The 21,397-nt window shown below is 69.7% G+C and carries 19 protein-coding genes and 1 riboswitch; of the genes, 7 read left to right on the forward strand and 12 right to left on the reverse strand.

Annotation, left to right across the window (positions count from 1 at the left end):
* Positions 1 to 7: 7 nt before the first annotated feature.
* The 4 genes from AAC997_RS16445 to AAC997_RS16460 all read left to right on the forward strand — a co-directional run bounded on the left by AAC997_RS16445 (position 8) and on the right by AAC997_RS16460 (position 5,390).
* Positions 8 to 988: a small ribosomal subunit Rsm22 family protein gene (locus tag AAC997_RS16445; RefSeq protein WP_340646784.1), complete on the forward strand. Its 981-nt coding sequence runs from the start codon at positions 8 to 10 to the stop codon at positions 986 to 988.
* Between the two features lie 183 nt (positions 989 to 1,171).
* The gene (locus tag AAC997_RS16450; RefSeq protein WP_340646785.1) at positions 1,172 to 2,155 is read left to right on the forward strand and encodes an NADP-dependent oxidoreductase; all 984 of its coding nucleotides are present in this window, start codon (positions 1,172 to 1,174) and stop codon (positions 2,153 to 2,155) included.
* A gap of 173 nt (positions 2,156 to 2,328) precedes the next feature.
* Complete coding sequence (locus AAC997_RS16455; RefSeq protein ID WP_340646786.1) at positions 2,329 to 5,151, forward strand: pitrilysin family protein; 2,823 nt, start codon at positions 2,329 to 2,331, stop codon at positions 5,149 to 5,151.
* A complete protein-coding gene (locus tag AAC997_RS16460; RefSeq protein ID WP_340646787.1) occupies positions 5,151 to 5,390 on the forward strand; it encodes a hypothetical protein in 240 nt (79 codons plus the stop codon). The genes AAC997_RS16455 and AAC997_RS16460 overlap by 1 nt, the downstream gene beginning before the upstream one ends.
* 5 nt (positions 5,391 to 5,395) lie before the next feature.
* Here the strand turns inward: AAC997_RS16460 and purH are convergent, their stop codons facing one another.
* From purH to AAC997_RS16485, 5 genes are all read right to left on the reverse strand, one after another.
* Positions 5,396 to 6,988 carry a bifunctional phosphoribosylaminoimidazolecarboxamide formyltransferase/IMP cyclohydrolase gene (purH, locus tag AAC997_RS16465; protein WP_340646788.1) on the reverse strand — a complete coding sequence of 531 codons (1,593 nt, stop codon included), beginning with the start codon at positions 6,986 to 6,988 and terminating at the stop codon, positions 5,396 to 5,398.
* A gap of 20 nt (positions 6,989 to 7,008) precedes the next feature.
* Positions 7,009 to 7,090: riboswitch (ZMP/ZTP riboswitch) on the reverse strand.
* A 28-nt stretch (positions 7,091 to 7,118) separates the two neighbouring features.
* Positions 7,119 to 8,846 carry a heparinase II/III family protein gene (locus AAC997_RS16470; protein ID WP_340646789.1) on the reverse strand — a complete coding sequence of 576 codons (1,728 nt, stop codon included), beginning with the start codon at positions 8,844 to 8,846 and terminating at the stop codon, positions 7,119 to 7,121.
* A gap of 8 nt (positions 8,847 to 8,854) precedes the next feature.
* Positions 8,855 to 9,520 (reverse strand): ribulose-phosphate 3-epimerase, encoded by a 666-nt coding sequence (gene rpe / locus AAC997_RS16475; RefSeq protein WP_340646790.1) that lies wholly within the window; start codon positions 9,518 to 9,520, stop codon positions 8,855 to 8,857.
* A 43-nt stretch (positions 9,521 to 9,563) separates the two neighbouring features.
* Positions 9,564 to 10,850, reverse strand: coding sequence for an RsmB/NOP family class I SAM-dependent RNA methyltransferase (locus tag AAC997_RS16480; RefSeq protein WP_340646791.1), 1,287 nt, complete (start codon positions 10,848 to 10,850; stop codon positions 9,564 to 9,566).
* A gap of 98 nt (positions 10,851 to 10,948) precedes the next feature.
* A complete protein-coding gene (locus tag AAC997_RS16485) occupies positions 10,949 to 11,335 on the reverse strand; it encodes a hypothetical protein (RefSeq protein WP_340646792.1) in 387 nt (128 codons plus the stop codon).
* A 141-nt stretch (positions 11,336 to 11,476) separates the two neighbouring features.
* Between AAC997_RS16485 and AAC997_RS16490 the strand changes: the two genes are divergently transcribed.
* Both AAC997_RS16490 and AAC997_RS16495 read left to right on the forward strand, forming a co-directional pair.
* A complete protein-coding gene (locus AAC997_RS16490; RefSeq protein ID WP_340646793.1) occupies positions 11,477 to 11,674 on the forward strand; it encodes a DUF1674 domain-containing protein in 198 nt (65 codons plus the stop codon).
* Positions 11,675 to 11,787: 113 nt separating this feature from the next.
* Entirely contained in the window at positions 11,788 to 12,387 is a 600-nt protein-coding gene (locus tag AAC997_RS16495) for a hypothetical protein (RefSeq protein WP_340646794.1), read from the forward strand.
* 3 nt (positions 12,388 to 12,390) lie between these two features.
* On the opposite strand, the gene pyrF is transcribed toward AAC997_RS16495, so the two are convergent.
* Positions 12,391 to 13,083 (reverse strand): orotidine-5'-phosphate decarboxylase, encoded by a 693-nt coding sequence (pyrF, locus tag AAC997_RS16500; protein WP_340646810.1) that lies wholly within the window; start codon positions 13,081 to 13,083, stop codon positions 12,391 to 12,393.
* A 96-nt stretch (positions 13,084 to 13,179) separates the two neighbouring features.
* Here pyrF and AAC997_RS16505 point away from each other — a divergent pair, with 96 nt between their 5' ends.
* Positions 13,180 to 13,869: a MarC family protein gene (locus AAC997_RS16505; protein ID WP_340646795.1), complete on the forward strand. Its 690-nt coding sequence runs from the start codon at positions 13,180 to 13,182 to the stop codon at positions 13,867 to 13,869.
* A 10-nt stretch (positions 13,870 to 13,879) separates the two neighbouring features.
* Here AAC997_RS16505 and AAC997_RS16510 read toward each other — a convergent pair whose 3' ends face one another.
* The 6 genes from AAC997_RS16510 to AAC997_RS16535 form a co-directional block, all read right to left on the reverse strand.
* Positions 13,880 to 14,680 carry an SDR family oxidoreductase gene (locus AAC997_RS16510; protein WP_340646796.1) on the reverse strand — a complete coding sequence of 267 codons (801 nt, stop codon included), beginning with the start codon at positions 14,678 to 14,680 and terminating at the stop codon, positions 13,880 to 13,882.
* Between the two features lie 27 nt (positions 14,681 to 14,707).
* Positions 14,708 to 15,181, reverse strand: a complete 474-nt coding sequence (locus tag AAC997_RS16515) for a universal stress protein (RefSeq protein WP_340646797.1) — start codon at positions 15,179 to 15,181, stop codon at positions 14,708 to 14,710.
* A 55-nt stretch (positions 15,182 to 15,236) separates the two neighbouring features.
* On the reverse strand, positions 15,237 to 16,274 hold the full coding sequence (gene trpS, locus AAC997_RS16520) for a tryptophan--tRNA ligase (RefSeq protein ID WP_340646798.1): 1,038 nt from the start codon (positions 16,272 to 16,274) through the stop codon (positions 15,237 to 15,239).
* Between the two features lie 207 nt (positions 16,275 to 16,481).
* The gene (gene murJ, locus AAC997_RS16525) at positions 16,482 to 18,113 is read right to left on the reverse strand and encodes a murein biosynthesis integral membrane protein MurJ (RefSeq protein WP_340646799.1); all 1,632 of its coding nucleotides are present in this window, start codon (positions 18,111 to 18,113) and stop codon (positions 16,482 to 16,484) included.
* A gap of 39 nt (positions 18,114 to 18,152) precedes the next feature.
* On the reverse strand, positions 18,153 to 20,981 hold the full coding sequence (locus AAC997_RS16530) for a [protein-PII] uridylyltransferase (RefSeq protein ID WP_340646800.1): 2,829 nt from the start codon (positions 20,979 to 20,981) through the stop codon (positions 18,153 to 18,155).
* Positions 20,982 to 21,120: 139 nt separating this feature from the next.
* Positions 21,121 to 21,360, reverse strand: coding sequence for a hypothetical protein (locus AAC997_RS16535; RefSeq protein ID WP_340646801.1), 240 nt, complete (start codon positions 21,358 to 21,360; stop codon positions 21,121 to 21,123).
* Positions 21,361 to 21,397 lie beyond the last annotated feature (37 nt).

The raw sequence follows: 21,397 nt of genomic DNA on the forward strand, positions 1-21,397 counted from the left end.
GAAGCCCATGAGCCCAGACCTGCCGCCCGCCCTGCGCCTTGCCGCCGACCGCCTGCTGGAGGGTGTCGCCCGCAAGGGCCTGGCCGAGCGGGCGGCGAAGATTTCCAGCGGCTACAGGGGCGGCGAGACCTCCCGCGCGGTGATCACCGACGAGGCCGACGCCGTGGCCTACGTGCTGTCACGCCTGCCCGCCACCTACGCCGCCGACGCGTTCGTGTTCGCGCAGGCCGCCCGCATGGCGCCCGACTTCTCTCCGAAACGCCTGCTGGACGCCGGCGCGGGGCCCGGCGGGGCGAGCTGGGCGGCGCTGGAGACCTGGTCCGGCCTCGAGACCGCCACCCTGCTGGATTCCAGCCGCCCCTTCCTGGAGATGGCCGCCAAGCTGGCCACCGACGGCGGGGCCGCCCTGCGAAACGCGAACTTCTTACGCGGCGACCTCACCGCGCCGGCCACCGACTGGCCCCAGGCCGACCTGGTCACCGCCAGCTATGCGCTCGCCGAGATCGCCCCGGCCCGTCAGGCGCAGACCGTTCAGGCGCTGTGGGCCGCCACCGACGGCATGCTGGCCCTGATCGAACCCGGCACGCCTGACGGCTACCGCCGGATTCTAGCCGCGCGGGCGACCTTGATCGCGGCGGGCGCCGAGCTGCTGGCCCCTTGCCCCCATGCCCTGGCCTGCCCCCTGGTCGCACCGGACTGGTGCCACTTCGTTCAGCGCCTGCCCCGCTCCCGCGACCATCGACTGGCCAAGGGCGCAGACCTGCCCTTCGAGGATGAGAAGTTCAGCTACCTGGTGGCCGTCCGCCCGGGCGTCGCGACGCTCCCCCGCACCGCCCGCATCCTCGCCCCACCGCACGTGACCAAGCCGGCCATCACCTTCAAGCTCTGCACACCGGCTGGAGCCGCCGAACGGGCCGACATCCCCCGTCGCGACAAGGCCGCCTACGCCTGGGCCCGCCGGCTCGATTGGGGCGACGCCCTTCCCTAGAGCGCGTCAGGGTTAAGTGGAGGCCGGTTAACCCGTCTGACGCGCTCTAACTTTTTTGATGGTAGAGCCTTTTTGAGGGCTCTACGGGCGAGGACGATGTGAGAGAACACCCCGCGCCGCCCACCGCATTTCCGGGACGGCGATAAAGAATTCTGTTCTTCAAATTCCAAATGGGAGGGCGCCATGCCCGTCAGCCGCGAAGTCCACCTCATCGAGCGCCCCAAGGCGATGCCCACCGTCGATCAGTTCCAGATCGTCGAGACCAATGTCCCCGACGCCGCCGACGGCGAGGTGCTGGTGCAGAACCTCTACATGTCGGTGGACCCAGCCATGCGGCCGCGCCTGACCGCCGGCCAGGACCTGGGCGTGGCGATGATGGGCGGGGCGCTGGGCCGCGTCGTCCAGTCCAAGAACGGCGACTACGCGGTCGGCGACCTGGTCTCCAACCGCCTGGGCTTCCGTGAATACTTCACCTCCGACGGCAAGGGCCTGACCAAGCTCACCCCCGACCCGGACCTGTCGCTCACCACCCACATGCACGCCCTGGGCATGACCGGCTTCACGGCCTATGGCGGCATCCTGCACATCGGCGCGCTGAAGGACGGCGAGCAGGTCTTCGTCTCCACCGCCGGCGGGGCCGTGGGCTCCATCGCCGCCCAGATCGCCAAGATCAAGAACTGCTACGTCGTCGGCTCCACCGGCAGCGCCGAAAAGGCCGCCTGGCTCAAGGACGTGGTCGGGCTGGACGCGGTGATCAACTACAAGGACGCCCCGATCCGCGGCCAGCTGGAGGCGGCCACGCCCAAGGGGATCGACGTCTATTTCGACAATGTCGGCGGCGATCACCTGGAAGCCGCCCTGCGACGCATGAACACCCTGGGCCGGATCCCGGTCTGCGGCTTCATCTCCGGCTACAATTCCGGCCACTCCAGCGTCTCCAACCTGTCCAACATCATCTATTCGCGGGTGATGCTGCGCGGCTTCGTGGGCACCGACTTCATGCACATGTACGGCGACTTCCAGCGCGACATGGCCGGCTGGCTGAAGAGCGGCAAGGTCAAGTACCAGGAGACCGTGCTGGACGGCATCAACAACGCGCCCAAGGCCCTGATCGGCCTGATGGAAGGCCTCAACGCGGGCAAGATGCTGGTGAAGCTGGCCGACTAGGCCCTGCCGGGGAGGGTCGCCACGGCGGCGGCCTTCCCCGCCTCGCCCCTGAGATCCTGTAGCCCGGGCAAGCCCGGCCATGCCGACTCGTGGCTTCAATGACAATCCCGTAAGCTTCCCTCGCGCGTCGCGGGTGCTAGGTTCGCAGCAACCCAGCCCTTCGAGACCCGCCCATGTTCCGCACCTTCGCCTGCGCCGCCGCCCTGAGCCTTGGCCTGGCCGCCACGGCCCCCGCCTTCGCCGCCGATCAGGTGCCGCCGATCGTCTACAAGGAGCGGGTCCTCGCCAACGGGATGAAGGTGTATTCCTCCATCGACCGGACCACCCCCAACGTGACGGTGCAGGTCTGGTACGGGGTGGGGTCCAAGGACGACCCGCAGGGCCGGTCGGGCTTCGCCCACCTCTTCGAACACATGATGTTCAAGGCCACCAAGGACCTCCCGTCCGAGAGTATCGACCGCTTCACCGAGGATGTGGGCGGGGTCAACAACGCGTCCACCTATGACGACTTCACCAACTACTACGAGGTGGTGCCGGCCAATCACCTGGAGCGCCTGCTCTGGGTGGAGAGCCAGCGCCTGGGGTCTCTGGTGGTGGACGAGGCGACCTTCAAGTCCGAGCGTGACGTGGTGAAGGAAGAGCTGCGCCAACGGGTCCTGGCCAGCCCCTATGGCCGACTGTTCGCCCTCTACCTGCCACAGGCCAGCTACACGACCCACCCCTACAAGCGCCCCGGGATTGGTTCCATCGAGGAGCTGGACGCCGCCACCATTGATGACGTGCGCGCCTTCCATGCCGCCTATTATCGCCCCGACAACGCCGCCCTGATCGTGGTGGGCAATTTCGACCAGAAGGCGCTGGACGCCTGGGTCGACAAATATATGGGCCCGCTGACGGCGCCCGCCGAACCGCTGAAGCGGGTCACCGCCGTGGAGCCGCCCCGAACCGGACCCGGCGTCTTCACCGGCTATGGCCCCAATGTCCCCCTGCCCGCCGTGGCCATCACCTGGCTGGGACCGAAGGCCGCCGACCCGGACGCTTCGGCCCTGAAGGTCCTCGACGCGATCCTGTCCTCGGGCAAGTCGGCGAGGCTCTATGACGCGCTGGTCTACGATAAGCAGATTTCCGCCCAGGTGATCTCCAGCGCCGACCTGCCGGAGCAACCCGGCATGTTCGCGGTGGGGTCGATCATGGCCTCGGGCCACACCCTCGACGAGGGCGAGACCGCCCTGCTGGGGGAGGTGAAGCGCCTGCGCGACACCCCGCCGACCGCCGCCGAGCTGTCGGAAGCCAAGAACGAGCTGGTGGCCGGCAAGCTGAGGGAGCGCGAGACCATCGACGGCCGCGCCTTCGCTCTCGGCTACGCCCTGCGCACCGAAGGCGACGCCGCCCAGGCCAACAAGGAACTGGCCGAACTGCAGGCCGTCAGCGCCGCCGACGTTCAGCGCGTCGCCGCCAAGTACCTGGCCGACGACCGCCGCATGACCATCCGCTATCTGCCCGAGAGCGACCGGCCGAAGGGCGAGATCGCCACGGTGGCGCCCGCCCCCGCCATCGCCTCGGTGAAGTATACCGGCCCGGTCAGCGTACTGGCCCCGGAGGGTCAGCGCATCGCGCCTCCGCCGCTGGCCAATCCCGTCAGTCCGGTCCTGCCCAAGCCGGTCGAGAAGACTCTGGCCAATGGCCTGCGGGTGATCGTCGCCCAATCCACCTCCCTGCCCCTGGTCACCGCCGACCTCACCGTCAAGACCGGCGCCTGGGCCGATCCCGACGGCCTGGCCGGGGTCGCGGGCATGACCGCCGGCATGCTGACCGAGGGCACCAAGACCCGCAGCGCTCCGGAAATCGCCCAACAGACCGAGGCGCTTGGCGCGACCCTGACCTCCGGTGGCGGGCAGGAAAGCAGTTCGGTGACCCTCAATGTCATGTCCGGCAACCTGGACGCCGCCCTGGGGATCATGGCCGACGTGGCCAAGAACCCGGCCTTCGCGGCCGAGGAGCTGGAACGGCAACGCGCCCAGACCCTGGACGGCCTTTCAGTGGCCTATCAGGAGCCTGGCCAGCTGGCCGGTTTCGCCGCGGGTCCGATTATCTTCGCCGGCACCGCCTTCGGCCATGTGGCCGGCGGCACCCCGGCCTCGGTGGCCAAGTTCGCCACCGGCGACCTGGTGAAGCTGCACGAGGCGTACTACCGGCCCGACAACGCGGTCCTGGTGCTGACCGGGAAGATCACGCCGGCGCAGGGCTTCGCGCTCGCCGAGAAAACCTTCGGCGACTGGAAGAAGCCCGCCACACCGACCCCGACGGCCCCGACCATCACCCCGACCGCCAAGCCTCGCGCCATCGCCATCGACCTGCCCGGCACCGGCCAGGCGGCGGTCACGGTCCTGAAACCCGGCATCGCCCGGAACGACCCGGCCTACTATCCCGGCATCGTCGCCAACACCGTTCTGGGCGGCGGCTACTCGGCCCGCCTGAACCAGGAGATCCGCATCAAGCGCGGCCTCTCCTACGGCGCCAGTTCGTCCCTCACCCCGCGCCGGACCACCGGACTGTTCCGCGCCGCGGCCCAGACCAAGAACGAGTCCGCGCCCCAGGTGCTGGACCTGATCCTGGCGGAGATGAAGGGTCTGACCGCCACCCCGCCCGGCGCGGACGAGCTGAAGGCCCGCAAGTCGGTGCTGATCGGCGGTTTCGGGCGTGAGCTGGAGACCACCGACGGCCTGGCCGACATCCTGGGCAACCTCGCCCTCTACGGCGTGCCGCTTTCGGAAATGAACGCCTATACCGGCAAGGTCGAGGCCGTCACCGGGGCCCAGGTGCAGGACTTCGCGGCCACCCGGCTCGACCCGGCCGGCGTCAGCGTCATCGTGGCCGGCGACGCCAAGGCGTTCAGCGAGGGCCTGAAGGCCCGCCGGCCCGACCTGGAGGTGATCCCCGCCGCCGAGCTGGATCTGGACCGTCCGGCCCTGACCAAAGCGGCCAAAGCCCCTTGATGGGATTTCAGTTCGACGCCCTGTCGCTGTTTGGCCTGGTGGCCGTCAGCGCCAGCCTGCTCTGCTACACGATGGAAAAGCGAAGCCCCTGGTGGACCCTGGGCTTCGTCTTCGCCAACCTGGCCGCCGCCGGCTACGGCTTCGCCCAGGGCGCCTGGCCCTTCGGCCTCATTGAGGTGGTCTGGGGCGGCGCGGCCTTTTGGCGGTGGCTGGGGACGCGGACCCCCGCGCCCCTCTAGGAGAGCTAGTGCCGGAAGACCCGCACGCCGGTGAAGACCATGGCCAGGCCGCGCTCGTCGGCGGCGTCGATGACCTTCTGATCGCCGATGGAGCCGCCCGGCTGGATCACCGCGGTGCAGCCGGCGTCGGACGCCTGGATCAGGCCGTCCGGGAAGGGGAAGAAGGCCTCCGAGGCGCAGGCCGAGCCCTTGAGGTCCAGGCCGAAATCAGCGGCCCGCAGCGCCGCGATACGGGCTGAGTCCTTGCGGTTCATCTGGCCTGCGCCGACGCCCAGGGTCTGACCCGCGCGGGCATAGACGATGGCGTTGGACTTCACGTGCTTGGCGACGGTGAAGGCGAACAGCATGTCGGCCACCTCCTGCTCCGTGGGCGCACGCTTGGTCACCACCGTCAGGTCGGCCGCCGTCAGACGCGCGTCGTCACGGCTCTGCACCAGGAAGCCCCCGGAGACCGACTTGAAGGTCGTCCCGGCCGCCAGCGGGTCGGGCAGGCCGCCGGTGGTCAGCAGGCGCACGTTCTTCTTCCTGGCGAACAGGGCCACGGCGTCGGGGTCGGCGTCGGGCGCGATCACCACCTCGGTGAGCAGCTTGAGAATCTCGGTGGCCGTGGCGGCGTCCAGCTTCTGGTTGAGGGCGATGATGCCGCCGAACGCGCTGGTGGGGTCGCAGGCCAGCGCCCGCTCATAGGCCTCCACCATGGTTTTTCCGGTGGCCAGGCCGCAGGGATTGGCGTGCTTGATGATGGCGCAGGCGGGGCCGGCGGCGGGGTCGAACTCGGCGATCAGTTCGAAGGCCGCATCGGTGTCGTTGATGTTGTTGTAGCTGAGCGCCTTGCCTTGGAGCTGTTTCGCGGTGGCGACGCCCGGGCGCGGGTCGGCGAACCGGTAGAAACTGGCCGACTGGTGGGGGTTCTCGCCATAGCGCATGGTCTGGACCAGCTCGCCGCCGATCGCCCGGCGCTTCGGCGCGATGTCGCCCAGGGCGGCGGCGAACCAGGTGGCGATGGCGGCGTCATAGGTGGCGGTGCGGGCATAGGCCCGGGCGGCCAGGGACTTGCGCAGGTCCAGGCTGGTGGTTCCGGTGGCCCTCAGCGCGGCCAGAACCTCTTCCAGATCGGAAATCTCGGTGCAGACGCAGACATAGCCGTGGTTCTTGGCCGCCGAGCGGATCATGGCCGGACCGCCGATGTCGATGTTCTCGATCGCTGTCTCGAAATCGCCCCCCGCCGCCACCGTCTGCTCGAAGGGGTAGAGGTTCACATAGACCAGGTCGATGCCGCCGATGCCGTGGTCGGCCATGGCCTTGGCGTGCTCCGGCGCGTCGCGAACGCTGAGCAGGCCGCCGTGGACGATGGGGTGCAGGGTCTTGACCCGGCCGTCCATCATCTCGGGGAAATTGGTGAGCTCGGAGACATCCTTCACCGCCAGGCCGGCGCCGGCGATGGCCGCGCGCGTGCCGCCGGTGGAGACCAGTTCGACGCCAAGTTCGGCCAGGACCTTGGCGGCCTCCAGCAGGCCGGTCTTGTCGGAGACGGAGATCAGGGCGCGCTTGACGGCGGCGCGGTCGGCGGGCTTGGGGAAGTCGGGGGCTGCGGGCACGGCAAATCCTTCATCGTTTGAGGAGTTGCCCAGGCGAGCGGCGTATGGACCCTACGCTCCCCGGTGGTCTCCCACCTCAGTTCGCCAGTCACGCAGGTCGGGGTCGCTTTAGGCCCGGAGACTTCCCCCGTCAATGCGGCGGCGGCCAGGCCTCGGCGGCCGCGAGCTTCCACCGCACCCGAGCGCCCGCGTCCAGGCGGGCGTTGCCGCGCAGCACAATCTGGTGGGTCCGCTTGGGCAGGCCGTCCTGGAAATAGACCGAGGTTTCGACGGCGACCTCCTGGGCGTCGTTGCGCAGCCACCAGCCGGTCTCGTCGCTCTCGGCCCGCAGCAACACGCTCTTGCCGTCCCGAGCCAGGCTGGCGCGGACGTCGGGGTGGACGTGGAAGCGGACCATGAAGGGCACGAAACGGCGAGCCTCAGGATTGTCGCCGGCCTCGGCCACCGGTGTCAGGCGCTCCTCGCCGCGCAGTTCGTCGGCGGCCAGGTCCAGGAACAGGCGGCGTTCATGGCGCAGGCCAAAGCGCGGGACCCAGCCCTCGTGGGACATTTCCAGCCACAGGGCCTCGGCGGTCTCATGACGCTGGGCGGCGACAGTGTCATAGGCGTCGATCAGGCGTGGACCGAGCGCATTGGCCCGGAAGCCGCGTAAGGGTTCACCGCAGGCGACGTCCCCGACACAGACCGTGGAGCTGGCGTCGGCCAGGCGCAGGGCCTGGGGACCATTGGCCTCCGGCGACCAGCCGCAGGCCACGATCATCCGGCGTCCAGCGGTGAGGATCTCGATGGCCAGGGGCTGGGCGCAGGCTGTGACGCTCCAGGGCCCCTGGGCGGGCGGCGCGCAGTCGGCCAGGATCTGCAGACTACGGGCCTCAAGCCGCTGGTAGCCGTTGCGCGCCACGGGAGGGCGCTGGGTCTGCTCCTCACTGGCGCGGGCGGCGGCGACATAGTGGCGGCTGGCGGACTCGCCTCCCTGCAGGTCGGGCAGGCAGCCGTCGGCCAGGGTGAAGAACCGCACCGCTCCGGTGAGCCGGTCCATGGCGCGCATCATCTCGTCGGGGGCGGCGATGCCGCGCTGGACCAGGGCCTCGTCCAGGGCCTGGAGGTCCAACAACAGTTCCAGCGCCGCGCGGGGACTGCGCGAGGCGTGCCCCCCGTCGGGCTGGACCGTGACGTGCAGGGCGCGCTCCAGCCGAAGCAGGCCCCGATCGATGAGTTTTTCACCGGCTTCGCCCGAGAGCACCGTCCCGGCCAGGGTCGCGGCCACGGCCCGCTCAGCAGCGCGGACCGGCCCGTCGATGCTGTCCAGCAGGTGCCGGGCCTGCCGCGCCAGATCCAGGGTGATCAGGGCGGTCTCGGCGTCCGAGGCCCGGGCGCAGAGGGTGGTGGCCGCGCAGGCCAGGTTGAAGGTCCGCCGCTCCAGCACCTCCGGCGCCCAGGAGAATCCGTTCCAGCGCCCAAACACCCGGCTCCAGTCCAGGGTCAGGCGCAGGGCCTCGGCGGCGCCCGCCTCTCCGGTGGAGAGCAGGTCGGGTATCCAGTCGAAGCGGTGGAGGGCGGCGGCGAACCGGCGGGTCGGACTGGGCCGATCCCAGGGATCACCGCGGGTCCCGGTCTCCAGGGTCGCGCCGGCGAACACGAAGCGGCCCTCCAGGATGCGGCGACCGGCCTCCGGGTTGACGGGGCGAGGATTGCGCGGACTGGCCGCCAGGCCCTCGGGCCGCGGCCGGGCCAGCAGCCAGCGATGCAGGGGATTGCCCGCCCATTCCCGGCGCGCCTGGCGTTGGAGGCCCTGGGCGAGGGCGAGAAGAAGGACTCGGCCAGGAAGGCGCGACAGAGCCGGAAGGCCGCCCGCCATACCCGGGCCTACCCGCCCTTCAGGGCGGCGATATTGCCGGCATAGGCGCCGGGTCCGCCTTTGAACACAGCCGTCCCGGCCACCAGGGCCGTGGCGCCGGCCGCCACGCACAGCGGCGCGGTCTCCACCGTCACCCCGCCGTCCACCTCCAGGTGGATGTCGCGGCCCGTGGCGTCGATCATCTCGCGCAGCCTGGCGATCTTGGCGAGCTGGGAGTGCATGAACTTCTGGCCGCCGAAGCCGGGATTGATGGACATCACCAGGATCAGGTCGATCTCATCCATCATCCACTCGATCACCGAGGGAGAGGTCGAGGGGTTGAACACAACGCCGGCCTTGCACCCCAGCTCGCGGATACGCTTCAGCGTGCGGTTCAAGTGGGGCCCGGATTCAGGATGGACGCTGATGATGTCGGCGCCGGCCTGCGCGAACGCCTCCAGATAGTTGTCCACGGGGGCGATCATCAGATGGACGTCGAAGGGGATCGAGACGTGGGGCTTCAGCGCCTTCACGATGTCGGGGCCGAGCGTGATGTTGGGCACGAAGTGGCCGTCCATCACGTCGATGTGCAGCCAGTCGGCGCCGGCCGCCTCCACCGCGCGGCATTCCTCGCCGAGCTTGGCGAAGTCGGACGCCAGGATGGAGGGGGCGATGATCGGGATGCGCGCGGTCATGACCCCGACTTAGCGGGGCCAGATGGCGGGGACAAGGCCGACCTCAGCCCGCGCGGACATAGCGGGCGACGAAGAACCCGTCTGTCCCGCCGATCCGGTGATGTGGGAGAATCCTCAGCGTCCCGTCCGGCCGCAGGCTGGCCTCCGGCGCGCCGCCTTCGCCGGACGTCATGGGCGACAGGGCGAAGTCGCGATTGCGGGCCAGGAAGCCGGGGGTCTGGGCCTCGCCCTCCTCCGGCTCCAGGGAACAGACACAATAGACCAGGCGCCCGCCCGGCTTCACGCGTTTGGCGGCGGAATCCAGCAACCGGGACTGGACCCCCGCCAGGGCCGCAACGTCGCTGGGCTTGGCGGCCCAGAGGACGTCGGGGTTGCGGCGATAGGTGCCCGTGGCGCTGCAGGGGGCGTCCAGCAGGACAGCGTCGAAGGTGCGGGTGTCGGGCCAGCTTCCCGCGTCGTCGGTGGCGGTCTCGGCGGCGAGCCCCATGCGGGCCAGGTTCTCGGCCACTCTGACCAGACGCGCGGCCGAGCGGTCGACGGCGACGACGGCGGCGCCTGTGGCGGCCAGTTGCAGGGTCTTGCCGCCCGGGGCGGCGCAAAGATCGAGCGCGGTCTCGCCCGACTGCATGTTCAAGAGCCGGGCGGGCACAGCGGCGCTGGCGTCCTGCACCCACCAGGCGCCATCGGCGAAGCCCGGCCAGGTCGAGATTTCGCCGCGCAGGGCCGAGCGCAGGGTCCCGCCGGGCAGCGCTTCGGCCTCCAAGGCGGGCGCCAGGTCCGGCGACGGCGCCTTGAGGCTGAGGTCGGTGGCCGGCTCGGCGGCGATCAGGGTGGCCATGGCCCGGGCGGCGTCCTGCCCGAAGGCCGCCGCCCAGCGGGAAAACAGCCAGGGCGGGGCCAGCAGCTCCGGGTCGGTCATGTCCGGCGGCTCGCGGGTCAGGCCGCGCAGGATGGCGTTGACGACACCCTTGAAGGCCCGGCCCTCCTTCAACTCGGCCACCAAGTCGACACTGGTCCCCACGGCGGCGAAGGCCGGTGTGCCCAGCACGAAGGCCTGGGCCGCGCCCAGGCGCAGGATGTTGCGCACCACCTCCGGCGGCTCGCGCGAAATGCGGCTGTCCAGGGCCCGGTCGATCGGCCCGAGATGGCGCAGAGTGGCCAGCACCAGGGCTCGGGCGAAGCCCCGGTCCCGGGGCTCCAGGTTGCGGAAGGCCGGCGTCGCGGCCGCCTCGTCAAAGCCCGAGCGGCGGTTGAGGGCCGCGGTGAGCAGGTCGAGGGCGGCGCGGCGCGCGGGCAGACCGGCGGCGTCGGAGGCTGAATGGTCGGTCACGCGGGCGGCGTGCCCGCAAACCGCCCCTTAGGCAAGCCCCGACGTCGTCGCGCCGCCGGCCCACGTTGCGTTCAGGCTTCGAGAGAAGCCAGCGGGCGCTAGGCGGTGGCGGGTTTGCGAGCCACGCTGATGATCGCCGCGCCGAAGATCAGCATGCCCAGGACCAGCAGCATCTCGCCCGCGCCCATGATCGGCGCGACGTCGGTGTTGCCCTTCAGCAGCAGGGCCAGCAGCGGCAGGCTGATGAGGTTTCCGAGGTTTGAAACCGCGAAATTGGCCCAGGCCAAACGGGTCGGCGTCTGGGCGCCGGCCAGGCCGTAAAAGGTTCCCATCAGGGCCAGCGTCGCCCAGCCCAGCAGGTTGATGTGGGCATGGACCGGCGAAAGGGTGTGGTCCCCCGACATGCCCATGAAGATGCCAAGGCACATGCCGACAAGGGCGTAGAGGACAGCGGCGCCGAAGAAGGCGACGGAAATCTTGGACATGAACACTCCCCCGAATGTTGCGCGTCCGCGCTGAGCCCCAGCTCGAGCGAACGCCGATTTCCCTCCCTAAAATGGGTTGTGCGCCATGGCAACGCTTGGCTGGAACTGGCGCCGGAGAGCGAGCGCCCGTAAAATCCCGGCATGGAAGACACCGATCCCCCCAATGCCGCCCCCGGCAAGTCACTGACGCCCGCCGCCCGCCGCGCCCTGGAAGAAGCCGCCACCCGTCACGCCACCGAACAGGAAGCGGAGTTGGCCGCAGAGAACGGCGGCCCCGCCGGTCTCGAACCCACCCGCTTCGGTGATTGGGAACGCAAGGGGATCGCCGTCGACTTCTGACGGCTGCGCCTGTTAACCCTTCGCGCGGCGGCTTTCGCGCCAGAGGGGTGAGGAGTCGCTGCAACCGCTTATGCCGCCTAGGTTTCCGCACACGGCGTGTGGCGGAGAGCGTGATGTCCTGGTTAATGCGAACCGTATTGGGCCTGGCCCTGGCGTTCAGCGCGAGCGCGGCCCTGGCCGGCTGTCCGGGCCCGTGCGCCGGCGGCTATGATGACGGCAATCGCGGCGGCCAGAGCAGCTACAGCGGCGGCTACAGCCTGCGTACCTATGGCGACGTCGCCCAGCACTATGGCTATCCGAGCTGCGGTCAATGCGCCGCCTTCGCCCACGAGCGCGCCTATGAGGCGCGTTACGACGAGCGCTATGACGAACGCGGCCCGGCCCCCTGCCGGGCCCAGGGTTGCGGCGACTGTCGCCAGTGCGGCGAGCTGATCCTGGGCGGGAACTTCACCTACGACTACGGCGTCGGACCCTATCCGGAGGGCGGCTACGGCGGCGGCGGGGGTGGCGGCTACGCCATGGGCGGCGGCGGCGGTTACGCTGGCGCGGGCTCAGCGGCGAGCGCCAGCGCGCGGGCCTCAGCCTCGGCCAGTTCCAGCAGCCACATCAGCATCAATGTCGGCGGCCGAGGCGGCCACAAGGGCGGTGGCCATAAGGGCGGCGGTGGCTGCAACACCTGCGGCGGCGGCCACAAGGGCGGCGGCCACAAGTAGCCGCTAAACCCCCGCCATCTCCGCCACGACGCGGAGCGCGGCGTCGCGCGGATCATTGGCCGCGGTGATCGGGCGGCCCACCACCAGGTGCGAGGCGCCGGCCTTCAGGGCGTCGGCGGGCGTCGCGGCGCGGGCCTGATCGTTCTTCGCCGACCAGTCGGGCCGCACGCCGGGCGTCACCACCAGGAAATCCTTGCCGCCGATGGCGCGCGCCAGGGCCGCCTCGTGCGGGCTGGCCACCACCCCGTCGCAGCCGGCCGCCACCGCCTGGTGAATGCGGCGCTCGACGAGCGAGCGGGCGGACTCCGAGAAGCCCATCTCGATCAGGTCGGCGTCCGACAAACTGGTGAGCACCGTGACCGCCAGGACCTTGAGGTTGGAGCGGCCCTTGCCACGCACCGCGGCCTCCATCACCTGGGGCTCGCCATGGACCGTGAGGAAGTCACAGCCGCTGTCGGCGAGGACGGCGGCGGAGCGCTGCACCGTGGTGCCGATGTCGTGCAGCTTCCAGTCCAGGAACACCTGCTTGCCCTTGGCCTTCAGCTCGCCGGCCAGCGTCATGCCGCCGCCGGTGGCGAACAGCTCCAGCCCCACCTTGTAGAAGCTGACGGTGTCCCCCAGCGCCTCGACGATGGCGCGGGCCTCGGCCACGGTGGGCAGGTCCAGAGGGATGATCAGGCGGGGATCGGCTTTCACGAGCGTCTGGACGTCGGACATGGCTTAGCTCCGGGCAGGCGCGGCGGACCTGCGAGAGAGGTCGGCGCGGGAAACGAAATGGGCTAAGACGCTGCAATGAGCCCGGCAGACTTCGCGGTCAACTTCTTCGTCGCCCTTTTCGCCCTGATCGATCCGATCGGCACGGTGCCGCTGTTCGCCGCGGCCACGGTGGGGGTGAAGAGCAAGGATGCGCGGCTCATCGCGGTCTACATCGCCTTCTTCATCCTGTTCTTCCTGACCTTCTTCTACTTCTCCGGCCTGTCGCTGCTGGCCTTCTTCGGCATCTCCCTGCCGGCCTTCCGCATGGCCGGTGGCATCATCCTGTTCCTTCTGGGCCTGGACATGGTGCGCGGAACCATGTCCAGCAGCGTCGAGGCCGACGAGGAGGCGCTTCTCGGTGAGGGCCGGGCCCACGCCCGCAAGCGCTTCGAACGGATGATCGTGCCCTTCGCCATGCCCCTGTTGATCGGGCCGGGCGCCATCTCCACGGTCATCATCTACGCCAGCGAAGCCAAGCGCTTCGGCCTGACGGGGGCCGCGGTTGGGGTGGGGGTCATCGCCGCGACCGCGCTCTCCACCATGCTGGCCTTCTGGGCCAGTCCGCTGATCACCCGGATGCTGGGCAAGATCGGCCTGACCATCGTGGTCCGCGTGCTGGGGCTGATCCTGTGCGCGCTGGCTGTTCAGTTCGTGATGATCGGCATCGCCGACTCGACCGAACACATCATTCTTCGCGAGGCTGCGGCCCCGTATGGGCCCCGCTGAGGCGCGAACCTCAGACCTTGCGGAAGCGAGGTCCCTGCCAGGCCATCAGGGCCAGCGCCCACTCATCGGGGATCAGCTTCACCACCCCCGCGATCGCCTTGTTCGGGGCGCCCGGCGCCGCGACGGCGCGATTGGCCTCCACCGCCTCATAGCCCGCGGCGGCCACCTCGTCGGCGCCCATCCACAGCCAGGGTGGGGTGGAGGCGCTGATCCTTTCCCGCGTGCCGTTGGCGTCGTGGAATTCAGAGTAGGTGAAGCCCGGGCACAGCGCGCTGACATGGACCCCGGTGGCGAGATTCTCCAGGTGCAAACTCTGAGAGAGCTTCACCAGGTAGCTCTTGGTGGCGCCATAGAGCGTGTGGCCGGCCGACCCGGGAATCAGGCCCGCCAGGGAGGCGACATTGACGATCCGTCCGAACCGGCGGTCCACCATGCCGGGCAGCACACGGTGGGCCAGTTCGCTGGGCGCGGTCAGCATCACCTGCAGGACGGCCGCCTGCTGTTCCCAGGTTGTGTCGGCATAGGTTCCGGGTTGGCCGTAGCCGGCGTTGTTGACGAGGGCGTCCACCACCCGGCCGTGGGCTGTGAGGTGCTCGAGGATGGCCTCCGGAGCCGCGGGATCGGCCAGGTCGGCGGCGACTGTCAGGGTCTCCACCCCGTGGCGCAGAGCGATGTCCTCGGCCAGGCGCTCCAGACGGTCGCCGCGCCGCGCGGTGAGCGCCACGTCATAGCCGTGGCTGGCGTAAATCTTGGCGAAGGCCGCCCCGATGCCGGCGGAAGCCCCGGTGATCAGCGCCAGTTTGCGGTCCATGGAACTCCCCCCGTCCAAACCGGCTGCTTAGGCCAGATCGGCGATCTCGTCGTTGGTCAGATCGCCGGGCACGATGGTGACGGGGACCTTCCGCTCGCCCCACTTGACGCCGTCCTTGACGATGGAGGCCACCAAGGGCCCCGGACCGCGGCCCTCCACGGAGGCGGCCAGGACCAGGATCTTGATGGCCGGATCCTCGCTGATCACCTTGCGCAGGGCCGCGCGGGTGTTGTCGGCATGCTCGATGATGAACTCCGGCGGCATGCCGGTCTCGGCGATGACGAACTCGGCCATCTTCTGCAGGATGGCCTCGGCCTCCTCGCGGGCCGCGCGCTCGATCTCTTCGCGCACGCCCGACCAGTGCTCGAAGACGGCCGGCTCGATCACTCGCAGCAGGGCCACGTGGCCGCCGGTGGAGCGGGCGCGCCGGCAGGCGAAGCGCAGGGCGACTTGGAACTCGGCGCTGTCATCGGCGATGACCAGGAATTTGCGTTGGCTCATTCCACGACGGTGGCGTGCTCCCGGTCGGGATGCAAGCGGCCTGCACAGCCCCGGTTCAGGCGCCCCAGAAGCCGACGATCTTTTTCACCTCGGCCAGGGTCGGCGCCGCGGCCTCGCGGGCCTTTTCGGCGCCGGCCGCCAGGATCCGGTCGATCTCGTCCGGCTGAGCCATCAGGCGGCGCATCTCGCCGCTGATGGCGCCGAACTTGGCGACCGCCAGGTCCGCCAGCAGCGGCTTGAACGACTGCCCAAAGCCCTGGCCGGTAAACTCGGCCAGCACGTCGGCGGCGGTGCGTTCGGCCAGGGCCGCATAGATGCCGATCAGGTTCAGGGCCTCGGGCCGGTCCTTCAGTTCCTCCAGCGTCTCGGGCAGGGGGTCGGGATCGGTGCGGGCCTTGCGGATCTTCTGCGAGATGGCGTCGGCGTCATCCATCAGGTTGAGCCGGGAATTGTCCGACGGATCGGACTTGCTCATCTTCGCCGACCCGTCGCGCAGCGACATGATCCGCGCACCCGGCCCCTCGGTCAGGGCCTCCGGCAGCGGGAAGAAGCCCGGGGCGTCGAAGTCGTGGTTGAACTTCGCCGCGATGTCGCGGGTCAGCTCCAGGTGCTGGCGCTGGTCCTCCCCCACCGGCACGTGGGTGGCCTTGTAGATCAGGATGTCGGCGGCCTGGAGCACCGGATAGGTGTAGAGCCCGACGCTCTCGCGCTCCTTGTGCTTGCCGGCCTTGTCCTTGAACTGGGTCATCCGGTCGAGCCAGCCCAGGCGGGCCACGCAGTTGAACACCCAGGCCAGCTGGGCGTGTTCCGGCACCGCCGACTGCGGGAAAATGGTGGCCTTGGCCGGGTCGAGACCCGAGGCGAGATAGGCCGCGGCGATCTCGCGGACCTGGGAGGTCAGCAGCTTCGGGTCCTGCCACACGGTGATGGCGTGCATGTCGGCCACGAAGATGAAGGTCTCCATCTCGTTCTGCAGTCGGGTGAACTTCACCAGGGCGCCGAGATAGTTGCCCAGGTGCAGGGCCCCGGAGGGCTGGACGCCGGAGAGCACGCGTCGTTGGCCGGCATAGGCGGCGGGAGCTTGTTCGGTCATGGGATCAGGCTTTGAAACAGAGGACAGAGCATTTTCCGATAAGTGTGAAGCGGTTATCGGATCGAAAAATGCTCTACGCTTTGGAATGAGGGCGCGTGTCGTCGCGCCGCGGAAGCGGGATCAGGCGCTGCGCCATCGCCGGGAGACTGCGTCCAGACAAGCCATTGTCGATGCGAATAGTCCGGGCGGGGCTCTCAGGCAAGTCCGTCAGAGGTCGGGCACGGAGACGGCCACGTCGCCCTTGCGACGCTTGAACGCCCCGCGCACCTCGGCGGGGGTGACCCCGCCGAAGGCGAACAGCAGGGCCGGATAGAGCAGACCGCCCACCAGGCAGACCGCCAGGACGGTGATCTCCTTGGCCCCGCCCATGCCGGCCAGCGGCGCTTCGATCGCGCCGCGGAAGTGGGTGGCGAGCGCCAGGAGCACCCCCAGGACCGCACTGGCGGCCGCGACGCGGAGGATCTTGCCCGTCGCCTTCGCCGAGGGGCGGTAGATCTTCTCACGCCAGAGCAGCAGCGCCATCTGGGCCACGGTGCCCCAGGAGGCGATGGCCGTGGAGATAGCGATGCCGGGGAAGCCGATGGTGTAGAATAGCGCCACCCCCAGCACGATGTTGACCGCCACCGAGATCAGCGAGAACCGCATCGGGGTCTTGGTGTCGCCCCGGGCGAAGAAGGCCGGCTGCAGGATCTTGATCAGGATGAAGGCCGGCAGCCCCCAGCCGTAGTGGAACAGCAGGGCGGCCGAGGACGCCGCGTCGGCATAGGTGAACTCCCCGCGCGCGAACAGCCCGTCGGTCAGATAGACCGGCATGGCCATCAGGGCCGCGGCGGCCGGCAGGCTCAGCGCCAGGGCGAAGACGATGGCCTGGTCCATCGCCCCTTGGGTGTCGTCGTGATCCTTCAGCTGAAAGGCGGTGGACAGCCGCGGCAGCAGGGCCACCCCGATGGCGACGCCCACCAGGCTCAGCGGCAGCTGGTAGAACCGCTCGGCGACGTTCAGCCAGACCCGCATGCCGGCCACCTGGGAGGCCAGGATCGCGGAGATGAACAGGTTGATCTGCACGGCGCTCGAGGCGATCACGCCGGGCACCGCGCGCTTGACCAGAGCCTTGATCTCCGGCGTGAACCGCAGGGCCTTCAGGCGCACCCTGGCGCCGGTGCGGTGCGCGCCCCACCAGCAGATGGCGGCCTGGCCGACACCCGCCACCAGCACCGCGATCGAAGCGGCGAAAGCCGCCCGGGTAGGGTCCTTCTGCGGCAGGACCGCGATCAGCATCACGAGATTGAGGATGGTGGGATAGAGGCCGTAGATCACGAACCGCCCCCGCGCGGTCAGGATGCCCGCGAACAGCGAGGCGATCGAGATGCAGACCAGATAGGGCATGGTGATCTGGGTCAGCAGCACCGCCAGCTTGAACTTGGCCGGGTCGCTCATATAGCCGGGACTGTAGGCCATCATCAGCCAGGGCATGGCCAGTTGGCAGAGCACGGTGACCGCCACCGTGGCGGCGGCCAGTGTCGCCAGGCTGTCGGCGGCGAAGGCGTCGGCGGCTTCCTTGCCGTCGCTGGCCAGGCGGCGCGAATAGTCAGGCACGAAGGCCGCGGCGAAGGCGCCCTCGGCGAAGATGCGGCGGAACAGGTTGGGGAAGGCCAGGGCCGTGAAATAGGCGTCGGCGGCGATGTTGCTGCTGCCGCCCAGGCGCGCGGTGATCACCAGGTCCCGCGCCAGGCCCATGAACCGGCTGACCAGGGTCAGGGCCGAATAGATCATCGACGAGCGGATCATCCCGCTGGGTTTGGCGGGGACGGGCGTCGGAGGCACGGCGGGTTCGCTCACCTTCGCTCTGTGCGCAGGGCCGGCCGCGCCGTCAAGCGATCAGCGCGCCACGCTGGCCCGGGCCCGCTGCAGGTTGGACCGGGACTTCGACGACGCCGAGGCCTCCGCCTCGTCCAGGGCCCGCATGAGGCCGGCCTTGAGGCTGGTCATGGCCTTGGGGTCGGTGAGCTTCTTGCCGTCGGCGTCCACGACATAGAAAGCGTCCACGGCGCGCTCCCCATAGCCGTCGATATGGGCTGAGAGGATGGACAGGCCCGCCTCGGAGATGGGCTGGGCCAGCGCCACCAGCAGGCCCGGGCGGTCGCGGCCGGAGGCCTCCACCACCGTCGAGACCTCGGAGGCGTCGTTGTCCAGCATCACGGTGGGAATGATCGAGAAGGCTGCGGCCCGGCCGAGATCCGACGGCCGCTTGGCCTCGGTCTTGAAGGGCTCACCCCGGGCGGCGGCCTCAAGGGCCTCGGCCAGCCGGGTCAGCGACTTGGCGTTGTCTGAGCCATAGGCCGCCCCGGTGACATCCTGCACGTAGAAGACGTCCAGGGCCTGGCCCTGGCGGGAGGTGAACACCCGGGCGCCCATGACATTGGCCCCGGCGGCGGTGACGGCGCGGGCCAGGTCCACGAACAGGCGCGGGCGGTCAGGGGCGGCGACCACCACCTCCGAGGCGTTGAGGCCTGGCCGGATATGGCCCTCGGCGGCGGCGCCGCCGCTCTCCGCGCGGCGGGCCAGGGCCGCGTGACCCTGAACCTCGTTCTCGGCGAAGGAGGTGAAATAGGCGTCCTCCATGGACTGGGCCCAGGCGGTGGCGGCAGGGTCGACGGCCACCAGTCGCATGCGCGCGTCATAGGCGGCGTTCTCGTGATAACGGCGCACGGCGGCGGCGGCGTCGGACCCGCGGCCCCCCCGGAACACCGCCTCGGTGGCGGCGTAGAGCTCGCGCAGCAGCTGACCCTTCCAGCCGTTCCAGACGCCCGGCCCCACGGCCCGGATGTCGGCGACGGTGAGCACCAGCAGCAGGCGCAGACGTTCGGGCGTCTCCACGATGCGGGCGAAGTCCACCACCGTGCGCGGGTCCGACACGTCGCGCTTCTGGGCGTAGTCGCTCATCACCAGGTGATGCTCCACCAGCCAGGCGACCAGCTCGATGCGCTTGCGGTCCTGGCCCAGGCGCTCACAGGCCTGGCGCGCGGCCCGGGCCCCGGCCTTTTCCTGACCGCCGGCGCCGCCCTTGCCGGTGTCATGCAGCAGCATGGCCAGGAACAGGGCCTCGGGGTCATCGATCAGCGGCATGATCGCCGTCGACAGCGGATGATCCTCGGCGAAGCGGCCGGCCTTGACCTCGGCGATCACGCCGACAGCCCGCAGGGTGTGCTCGTCGACCGTATACGAGTGGTACATGTTGAACTGCATCTGGGCCACGACCCGGCCGAACTCCGGCAGGAAGCGGCCGAGCACCCCGGCCTCGTTCATCAGGGTCAGGGTCCGCTGCGGATCGCGGCCCCGGGCCAGGATGTCCAGGAACACCTTGGCCGCCTGGGGATCGCGCCGGGTCTTCGAGGTGATCAGCGGCAGGGAGCGGGTGGCTGCCGTGAAGGCGTCGGGGTGCAGGTCCAGGTCGCGGCGGTCGGCGGTGCGAAACAGCCGCAGCAGGTTGATGGGATCGGCCTGGAAGATCTCCGGCGTATCGATGTTGAGCCGCCCGCCCTCTTCGTGGAAGCCGGCGTCCAGCATGGTCTTGCGCGGCTTGCCCCGGCCCGGCAGCAGGCGGGAAATACCCTTGGGCTGCTGCTTGACCCGCTCGGACTCCAGCTTGGCGGCGAAGACGCGGGTCAGCGCGCCCACCTCCTTGGCGATCAGGAAGTAGCGCCGCATGAACCGCTCGACGGCCGGCGCGTCGCCCCGGTCGCCATAGCCCATTCGCCGGGCGATCTCCGGCTGCAGGTCGAAGGTCAGGCGCTCTTCCGGGCGGCCGGTGGCGAAGTGCAGATGGCTGCGCACCGCCCACAGGAAGTCGAAGGCGCGCAGGAAGGCGGCCACTTCCTGGCGCTCGAACATCTCCAGGTGGACGATCCCGTCCGCCCGGGCCTGGGCCGAGGGATTGAGGTACTGGGCGATCCAGAACAGGGTGTTGAGGTCGCGCAGGGCGCCCTTGCCCTCCTTCACATTGGGCTCCACCAGGTAGCGACTGGCGCCGGCCCGGGCGTGACGCTCGTCACGCTCCTTCAGCTTGGCGGCGACGAACTGGGCGCCGGAGCCCTTCACCACATCGGCGGCGAACCGTCGGGTCAGTTCGTCGGCCAGCTTCTCATCGCCGGTCAGCCGCCTGGCCTCCAGGATCGAGGTGCGGATCGTGAAGTCTTCCTTGGAGAGCCGGATGCACTCCTCGATCGTGCGCGAGGCGTGGCCCACCTTGAAGCCCAGGTCCCACAGGGCATAGAGCATGTACTCGATCACGCTCTCGGCGTGGGCGGTCTGCTTGTAGGGGCGCAGGAACAGCAGATCGAGGTCGGAGAACGGCGCGAGCGTGCCGCGCCCGTAGCCGCCGACCGCCATCAGGGCCAGGCGTTCGCCCTCGGTGGGATTTCGGGCCCGGAACACGTGGACCGTGGTGAAGTCGTACAAGGCCGTGACGACGACGTCGGTGACGCCCGACAACAGGCGCGCGGTCTCGATGCCGCCGGCGCCGTTTTCCAGGCGCTCCTTGGCGATCATCCGGCCCCGGAACAGGGCCTGCTTGAGGATATCCAAGGCGCGACGGCGTTGCTCGGCCTCGTCGCCGGCGGCGTCCAGCGCCGCGGCCGAGAGCTGGGCGCGCAGGCGCAGGCCGTCGACGACATATTCCAGGCGCGTGGGACGCAGGCGTGGCGGCATGGGGAACCTTCGAAAACCGGTCCCGGTCATATAAGGCCGCGCCGCCACGGGCGCGAAGCCCGCAGGTTGGCGCGGGCAAAGAAAAAGGCCGGCGCCTCAGGGGCGCCGGCCTTCTGTCGTCGGGTCGAATGCGCGCGTCTTAGAGCGCGGCGAGCTTTTGCTGGGTGACCTGCACGGTGTCGCGCACGCAACGGCCGTAGGCGCCCAGGACCAAGACCTCACCGGCGGTGTCCTTGGCGCAGACGGCGCGCGCGGCGCCCAGGATGTCGGCGTTGATCTGTTCGGCGGACTTGCCGACCAGCGAGACACGAACTTCGGAGGCGCTGGCCGAGGAAGCGGCGAAGGCGGCGACGGCGGCGAGAAGGGCGATGCGGATCATGGTCTAAATCTCCAGCGGCGCGGGGAAATGGGGAGGA

This window comes from Phenylobacterium sp. (genome assembly GCF_037968635.1).
GTDB lineage: Bacteria > Pseudomonadota > Alphaproteobacteria > Caulobacterales > Caulobacteraceae > Phenylobacterium.